The organism is Rhizobium bangladeshense, from assembly GCF_001662075.1.
In the GTDB taxonomy this organism is placed as follows: domain Bacteria; phylum Pseudomonadota; class Alphaproteobacteria; order Rhizobiales; family Rhizobiaceae; genus Rhizobium; species Rhizobium bangladeshense_B.
In genome coordinates, this window is record NZ_LYPL01000037.1 from 1 (window position 1) to 3559 (window position 3559).

The window sequence follows — 3559 nt, forward strand, 5'->3', positions numbered from 1 at the left end:
ACACAGCAGGACCTTACCATTTCGGCAATGTTCGATCAGATGAAGCCTGAGCTTGTCGAGGTGTTTGGAAGCGCCATCGTGACAGACATCGAAAACGTCTTCCTATCCCAACCAGGGCCGACGATCAGGCATGAAGTGGCGCACGGACTTATGACCGACGGTGGACCGTTTGGACCGGATTCCGCTTATGCTTGTTGGTTGATCTTCCGACTGTGCCTGCTCCCGCTGTTCCCGTACCGGGAGCAATTTGACGACAGGCTTTGGCAATAGTGGATGGGATTGCTTTCGCCTAGCGTCGGTCCTTGCTTCGGGGTGAATCGCCCTCAGGATCGGATAACTCGTTTTTCTCCGCTTGCGACGTCCCAAGTCCGCTTATGGCGCAATAGTCGCCGTGCCCATCAAGGCTGCGTTCCGCATCATCGAACCCAAGGTGCGAGCGACACACCGCTCTGATGTTGAAGAAGCTGCCGCTCTCGCGAACGGGCCTCTCATGATGATCGCGTATGGGTGGAGGCGGAACTCAAGGACGTCGGTGATCAAGCTCTGATGCGCGGGTTGCTTACCGCATTCCCGATTGTGCGTCCGGGGCTGTTCCTATCTTACTGCGGGCGTCGGACAGTGCCGGCCACAAAGCGTCTGACGGGTGTTCCCCTGCCGTTGTCCCGCCTCCGCCCATGCGCGAGTTGCAAGTCTGGTGCGGTGACTACGATCTGATCGTCTGCGCCTCCCTTGCAACGGCCCACATGAAGCCCGCCAGTTCACGGGCGATCGCAGTGCAAACCACCGTCGTTCGCTTTCCTCGTCCGGCCAACATGCGATAACGAGCCGTCAACCGACTCTGAGCCTTCCATGCGATCTCCCGCACTTTCGGCGGCGCTTCCTCCAGACGGTATAGCTTCCTCGCGCCGACCTTCGGCGGGTGGCGATAAGTCCACGCGCTCTCGACCAGCATGTGCCGAACCCCACCGTTGCCTGCCTTTGTGATCGAGCCCCGTCTGACCGTCTCACCCGTTGATCGCTCACCAGGGACCAAGCCGAGATAGCCCATCAACTGGCGCGGACTTTCAAAACGGCTCACGTCGCCGACCTCAGTGGCGAATGTGACGGCAACGATCAGATCGACCCCTCGCAGCGTCTGCAGAGCTCGAATGACCGGAGCCAGGGACCAATTCGGGACGAATTCCTCAATTACCGTCTCCAGACGTCCGACGCGTTCTTTCGAAACGCGCACCGCCTCGACCATTTCCTGCAAGGCTATCTGATGCGCCGGATGATCGAACTGTTGCTCCTGCAGCCAGAAAGGTATCGCATCGTCCAGGCTTTTTTGCGTGGATAGATACGACTATGCTTGAGCATAAAGGCACTTATCTGTTGTCGGTGAACCCGCAAAGTCTCGACAGCGGCAGCTCGAGCGCGAACGAGGTCCCGCATCGCCTCATGGCCCTCATCAGGAACCCACACTGCGGTGAGCTCGCCGGCCCTCAATAGCCGGGCGAGCGCAAGCGCATCTCGACGGTTCGTCTTTACCCTGTCGCCTGGTTTCCTTGGTATCAGCGAGGGAGCGACAACCACACATTCATGGCCAAGTGATCGGATTAGCCGATGCAGGCCGTAGCCAGTTGGGCCTGCCTCGTAGCAGAAATGCACGTGATCAAACTTTGCGGCTATTCGCTGGATGATGCGGCGCATGTTGGCATCCGATGCATCAACCTCACCCCAGAAGCGCACCTCTCCCTCCCGGCCGGATTCAGCGACAGCAATCCCATTCTTCAGTTTGGCAACATCGATTCCAACGAACACTTCTCTATTATCTGCCACGGCTCGTCCTCCTGTGATGAGGATCGGCTCGGCCTATCCGAGCAACCCTCGGAAGACCAGTGTAGGGCGAGCCACCTCAGCCTCGAAGACGGACATATGGTCTTACCTTCCAAGTATCGTTCGTCGACTGTAGTCGTGTAGTCGCATGCTTGGCGCGATACCTACGTGACCGGTTTGGGCCAATCGGGAAGCCGTGGGGAATGCTAGATTTCAATAACGAGACTCGGATCAAACCCTGTACTCTCCCCCGGATAGGGAACTCATACCGCGGTATGATCCAGATGTGCGTCAAGAAAGCGGGGTCGAAGTCGAACTCGTGGGGCTTCCAAGGCAGACTGCGCCCGCTGAAGAATCCGGTTTTCTGACGGCGGTCAACGGTGACTTAGACGCGCGTTCCCAGTTATCGCGGCAGGTTGAGAATCGGCTAACCGAACGTTTGCTTTTCACCTTCTATGAGAACGGTAACTCGGTTCACGGAGCCACAAATGACGACGCCGTTAGACGACCCTGACGTCCCTATTGAACATAAGGAGTATCTTTGCCAGAAGACCGGCGGCGGTGCCGACGGTCGGAGCGGAACCGAGTATGAGGTTTTCGTCGCGGCTTTCGAATTGATCAAGTTGGCGAAGGCGGTCCTCCTTGGAAACCTCCGTGCGACGGGCGTGCATATCACGTGGCAAGCCATCGGCATGTATATCGACGACGTCGTCATCAGGACCGGGAACCAATTTCAGCATTTTGAGATGAAGACCGGAGGCAACGAAATCTGGGGCAAAGCCCCAAAGACGATCCGCTGGAACTTCGAGAAACAAAAATTGTTCAACGAGCGGCATAGCCGCCCCTCAACTTATGGCCTCGTTCTCGCAAACCCGGATGTCTTCCACACGCTTGATGGATCGCGCGCTGAGTGGGTCGACGTCATTTTCTTCCCCAACACGTCCAAGCCCACAGAGATAAACCCTCACGTCCGCGGGTTTATTGAAGCGATCACAGACCTATTGCCTTTTGAGAAACAGGAGCCCCTCCTGAAGAAGCTCGCAGGAAAAAGACGCATTTACCTCGAATTCGACCACAACGATGTTGCGACGGCATATGAGGGATTCCAACGGGCTTTCCAGGACCTTGAGTCAGGCCATGAGGAGACGGTCGACAGAGTCTTGGCTGACGCTGCTCGGCACACCCACGGTTTAGTGCGATACCAGCAGCAGGGTTTTGACGAAGGAGTGCAGGAGAAACTAGACGAGATCGCCGGCATTAAGTTTGTCGCTTTCAACGGAGTAGTATTTTTTACAAGTGTGGGAAATATTTTTGGGCGAGCTCCGATCGAACTGGGCGGTCTTTCCGGCAAAGTTTTCCAAGACTTGGTGAAGGATAACTACTTTACCCACGCCCAACAGCTTCGGGCGCACATGGAAGAACTGGCTGTTGAGGAAGACTGGGACGGGGACGGCTATGACGATGAAGACTGATTCCGACGTTGACGATCTGATTGCTCTCATACTCGATCCGAAATCGCATGGTTCCGAAGCGTTCGAGCAGGGCATGAAAACCGCCGGCGCATGCCTTGCCATGAAATTCGCTGAGGAAACCGACACACCTGATAAGTCTTTTGCTATCGTCACCCCTGCTCAAGACCGCGAGTTTTTCGCATTGGGCTTCGCTGACGCGCCGTCCGGGTTTGGAGCCCGGGTCAGCATCTCCACGCTCTGGAGCAAGTTCTTGCTGCCGAAAGGCTTCGTGA

The 3559-nt window shown here is 56.5% G+C and carries 2 protein-coding genes and 2 pseudogenes; 3 read left to right on the forward strand and 1 reads right to left on the reverse strand.

Annotated elements, in window-relative coordinates:
* Nucleotides 1-270, forward strand: a pseudogene (locus A7X77_RS33705) (DUF4209 domain-containing protein); the annotation flags it as partial.
* A 433-nt stretch (nucleotides 271-703) separates the two neighbouring features.
* Here the strand turns inward: A7X77_RS33705 and A7X77_RS30850 are convergent.
* Nucleotides 704-1818, reverse strand: a pseudogene (locus A7X77_RS30850) (IS110 family transposase).
* Between the two features lie 485 nt (nucleotides 1819-2303).
* Between A7X77_RS30850 and A7X77_RS30855 the strand changes: the two are divergent.
* On the forward strand, nucleotides 2304-3287 hold the full coding sequence (locus A7X77_RS30855; RefSeq protein WP_064686595.1) for a hypothetical protein: 984 nt from the start codon (nucleotides 2304-2306) through the stop codon (nucleotides 3285-3287).
* Nucleotides 3271-3559: hypothetical protein (locus A7X77_RS30860; RefSeq protein ID WP_156668185.1), on the forward strand; the 289-nt coding region annotated here is incomplete at its 3' end. The genes A7X77_RS30855 and A7X77_RS30860, both read left to right, overlap by 17 nt.

Bases quoted from the DNA above. Each gene is read 5' to 3' on its own strand.
- A7X77_RS30855 (WP_064686595.1), top strand. From the start codon at position 2,304: ATGACGACGCCGTTAGACGACCCTGACGTCCCTATTGAACATAAGGAG.